Below are 3,423 nucleotides of genomic sequence, written 5' to 3' on the forward strand. Positions count from 1 at the left end.
ATGTTAATCAGAATAATGGCAAGAGATCCACCGATGCTCGGCCAGGTCAGGGAAAAGAGATGATGGGAGATGGAACCTTCCAGTAATATAGCCTTTTTTTTCATTGGACTGATTTTATCATTATGTTTATGATGAGGCTACGGATGATACAATTTATGAGGAGCCTGATGATTGAATACAGCGGCACAAAAAAAAATCATAATAGAACTTCAAAGCAAAATCAACAAAGTTCTCCTGGAGAATATTCTCCCCTTCTGGACGGATATAATCCCTGATCCGGAATCAGGTAATTTCTATGGCAGGATCGATTTAAAAAACAATCCTGAAGCAGGAGCCCCCAAAGGAGTCATTCTCTTTACCAGACTACTCTGGTCCTATTCCAGAGCATACGGTTTCACCGGTCAGGAGATCCATAGGGAACTAGCCCGCAAAGCCTATCAAAGCCTGATAAAATTATTTAAAGATCAGCTCCAGGGGGGCCTGGTCTGGGAGGTTTCAGAACAGGGAGAAATCCTCAGAAATCACAAGCAGAGCTACGCTCAGGCTTTTGGTATCTATGCCTTCAGTGAATACTACAAAATATCAGGAGATGAAGAATCAAAGTCTGAAGCCCTTGATCTCTTCCATAAGCTGGAAGATCATGCCCGGGATAAAAGATTCGGCGGCTATACCGAAGCCCTCTCCAGAGACTGGCAGGAAATGGAGGATGTACGCCTCAGTGATGTTGATCAGAATGAAAAAAAATCCAACAACACTCACCTCCATATCATGGAAGCCTACACAACTCTCTTTAAAGTGACACAAGATCCAGCAATAGAAAAGGCTTTGATCCATGTTCTGGAAATAATGATGGAGAAAATCTACAACAAAAAGAAAGGTAGTTTTACACTCTTTTTTACCGAGGACTGGATAAGTCGTTCTGACACAATGTCTTTCGGACATGATATTGAAGCCGCATGGCTGATCCAGGATGCATTAAATACACTCAATAATGATGATCTTAAGCGGAAATATAAAAAGGCTGTTTTAAAGGTTTCCAGGCAGGCCCTCAATACCTACCTCGATGGAACTCTTGGATCTAAAGGAATAAACAATGAATGTTCTCCTGATGGAAGGATAGATCATGAAAAAATCTGGTGGGTTCAGAATGAAGCCCTCATCGGATTCCTCAATGCCTATGAGATGACAGGTGAATCGGACTTTCTTAGGGCAGCAGTAAATATCTGGACCTTCTGTGAAGAACATCTTATTGACTGGGAAGGCGGTGAATGGTTTTTCTATGCTCAAAATGACCCGGAAACAATCAAAACACACCCCTATAAAGCTGATGAATGGAAGTGTCCCTACCACAATACACGAGGCTGTATTGAATCAATAGAACGATTACAAAGAATAAATCCTGGAGTAAAAAAATGACTCTTTTTGATGAAAGAAAAGAACGGATTGTCAAAGATTACGAAACCCTGATAACAACAACCAACAGAGCCCGGTTCAGCCGCAATGGCCGATACAAACGCTTTGAGAATCCAGTACTGACGGCAGACCATATTCCCCCTGCCTGGCGTTTTGATTTTGATTCGGTTACCAATCCCTTCTTTATGGAACGCCTCGGCATCAATGCAGCCTTTAATGCGGGAGCCCTTTATTTCAGAGAGAAGTTCATCCTGGTGGTCAGAGTAGAGGGCCAGGACAGGAAGTCCTTTTTTGCATTGGCCGAGAGTGAGAATGGTATTGATAATTTCCGATTCACCACACCCATCAGAATCGATGAAACCGAAGATCCTGACACAAATGTATACGACATGAGACTGACATTGCATGAGGACGTCTGGATTTATGGATTGTTCTGCACCGAGCGTAAAGATCCCAGCGCGCCTTCAGGAGATGCAAGCTCAGCAGTAGCCCAGTGCGGTATCGTCAGGACAAAAGATCTAGACAAGTGGGAACGGCTCCCCGACCTCAGGACCAAGAGTGACCAGCAGAGGAATGTGGTCCTTCATCCGGAATTCATCAAAGGACAGTACGCCTTGTATACCCGTCCACAGGACAGTTTTATTGAGGCAGGGTCCGGTGGGGGAATAGGATGGGGATTCTGCAGCACTATGAAGAATGCTGAAATTATTGAAGAAAGGATACTCGATTCAAAGGTTTACCATACAAACAATGAAGTAAAAAATGGCCAGGGACCTGCCCCCATTAAAACTCCAGATGGATGGCTGCATCTGGCCCATGGAGTCAGAAATACAGCCGCCGGTCTTCGTTATGTCCTTTATATGTTTCTAAGTTCTCTGGAAGATCCTGCAAAGGTAATCCACCGTCCTTCGGGATACTTCATAGCGCCTCAGGGAGAAGAACGTATTGGAGACGTATCCAATGTAGTATTCTCAAACGGCTGGATTCGAAAAGGTGATGACATGTTCATCTACTACGCCTCTTCGGATACTCGAATGCATGTGGCCACATCGACAATCGGCCAGCTTCTGAATTATGTAAAAAGCACTCCTACTGACCCCCTCACATCCCGAGGCTGTGTGGATCAGAGACTTGAGTTGATTGAGAAAAATAAGGCATTTTTATAGGATTAACTCAAGAAGTAATAGATGCTCTTTCCTATTTAGAATTGCCGATTATATTTCAGGAAAGTTATTGGTTGGTCAGTAAGCTCCAGGATTGATACTAATTTGCTTCTTATGGCTTTCTGGCATGCAGTACAACTGAGAAATCCTTCCAAGGGATTAATCTTTCATTCAGACAGAGATAGCCAGTATTGCTCTAAAAGATTCCGCAATGCATTAAAGTCCAAAAAGATGCTTCAAAGTATGAGTCGCAAGGGGGATTGTTGGGATAACGCTTGTGCTGAATCATATTTTAAAAGTATTAAAACGGAATGGCTTTATGATGAAATATTAAATAGTAGGCAAGAAGCAAAAAATGTTCTGTTCGAGTATATTGAAGTATTCTATAATTGACAGAGAAAACATTCATATTTGGGGTTTAAAACACCAGAAGGATATGAATCTAAAAGTGTGGCTTAACTGATTGTCCCGGTTGAGGGGACAGGTCCATAGTACCATCGGCGCCAATGAGCTTGACTTCCGTGTTCGCAAAAAGCAGTCTTTTGCTCTTGTCTGTCACTTCCTCGTTCAGAGTCATGCTCATATAGCTGGGCCTGGTCACAAAATTCGTTTGCTTCTCGGACATGCATCCGGACTACGCTCCGCTGCCTCTTCAATCGTCAGTTTAAGCCATCAGCAAAATCCTTTACTTTTTGTATTTGTTCCACCCATCCAGGCCCGAACACGGAATTATAAAAAGAAAAGCCCCTCGTCTTGACGACAAGGGGCTTAAGTTTAAACCGGCGACTCACTCCGCCCTAACGGGCTTCGTCACGTTGTTTGCCTTCGGCAACCAACTTGCTACGGT

The 3,423-nt window shown here is 43.4% G+C and carries 4 protein-coding genes; 3 read left to right on the forward strand and 1 reads right to left on the reverse strand.

Features of this window, described 5'->3' with window-relative positions:
* The first annotated feature begins 171 nt into the window (after positions 1 to 171).
* The 3 genes from PF479_RS15660 (at position 172) to PF479_RS20860 (ending at position 2,969) form a co-directional block, all read left to right on the forward strand.
* Complete coding sequence (locus tag PF479_RS15660) at positions 172 to 1,416, forward strand: AGE family epimerase/isomerase (protein ID WP_298008328.1); 1,245 nt, start codon at positions 172 to 174, stop codon at positions 1,414 to 1,416.
* The gene (locus PF479_RS15665; RefSeq protein WP_298008332.1) at positions 1,413 to 2,579 is read left to right on the forward strand and encodes a glycosidase; all 1,167 of its coding nucleotides are present in this window, start codon (positions 1,413 to 1,415) and stop codon (positions 2,577 to 2,579) included. Before PF479_RS15660 ends, PF479_RS15665 begins: the two co-directional genes overlap by 4 nt.
* Positions 2,580 to 2,645: 66 nt before the next feature.
* Positions 2,646 to 2,969, forward strand: a complete 324-nt coding sequence (locus PF479_RS20860; protein WP_367277251.1) for a transposase — start codon at positions 2,646 to 2,648, stop codon at positions 2,967 to 2,969.
* 49 nt (positions 2,970 to 3,018) lie between these two features.
* Here PF479_RS20860 and PF479_RS15670 read toward each other — a convergent pair whose 3' ends face one another.
* Entirely contained in the window at positions 3,019 to 3,201 is a 183-nt protein-coding gene (locus tag PF479_RS15670) for a hypothetical protein (RefSeq protein WP_298008335.1), read from the reverse strand.
* Between the last annotated feature and the right edge of the window lie 222 nt (positions 3,202 to 3,423).

It is taken from the genome of Oceanispirochaeta sp. (genome assembly GCF_027859075.1).
Classification (GTDB): Bacteria; Spirochaetota; Spirochaetia; order DSM-2461; family DSM-2461; genus Oceanispirochaeta.

Excerpts from the sequence above, each read along its gene's own strand:
- PF479_RS15665 (WP_298008332.1), top strand. The coding sequence starts at position 1,413 with ATGACTCTTTTTGATGAAAGAAAAGAACGGATTGTCAAAGATTACGAA.
- PF479_RS15670 (WP_298008335.1), bottom strand. The coding sequence starts at position 3,201 with ATGTCCGAGAAGCAAACGAATTTTGTGACCAGGCCCAGCTATATGAGC.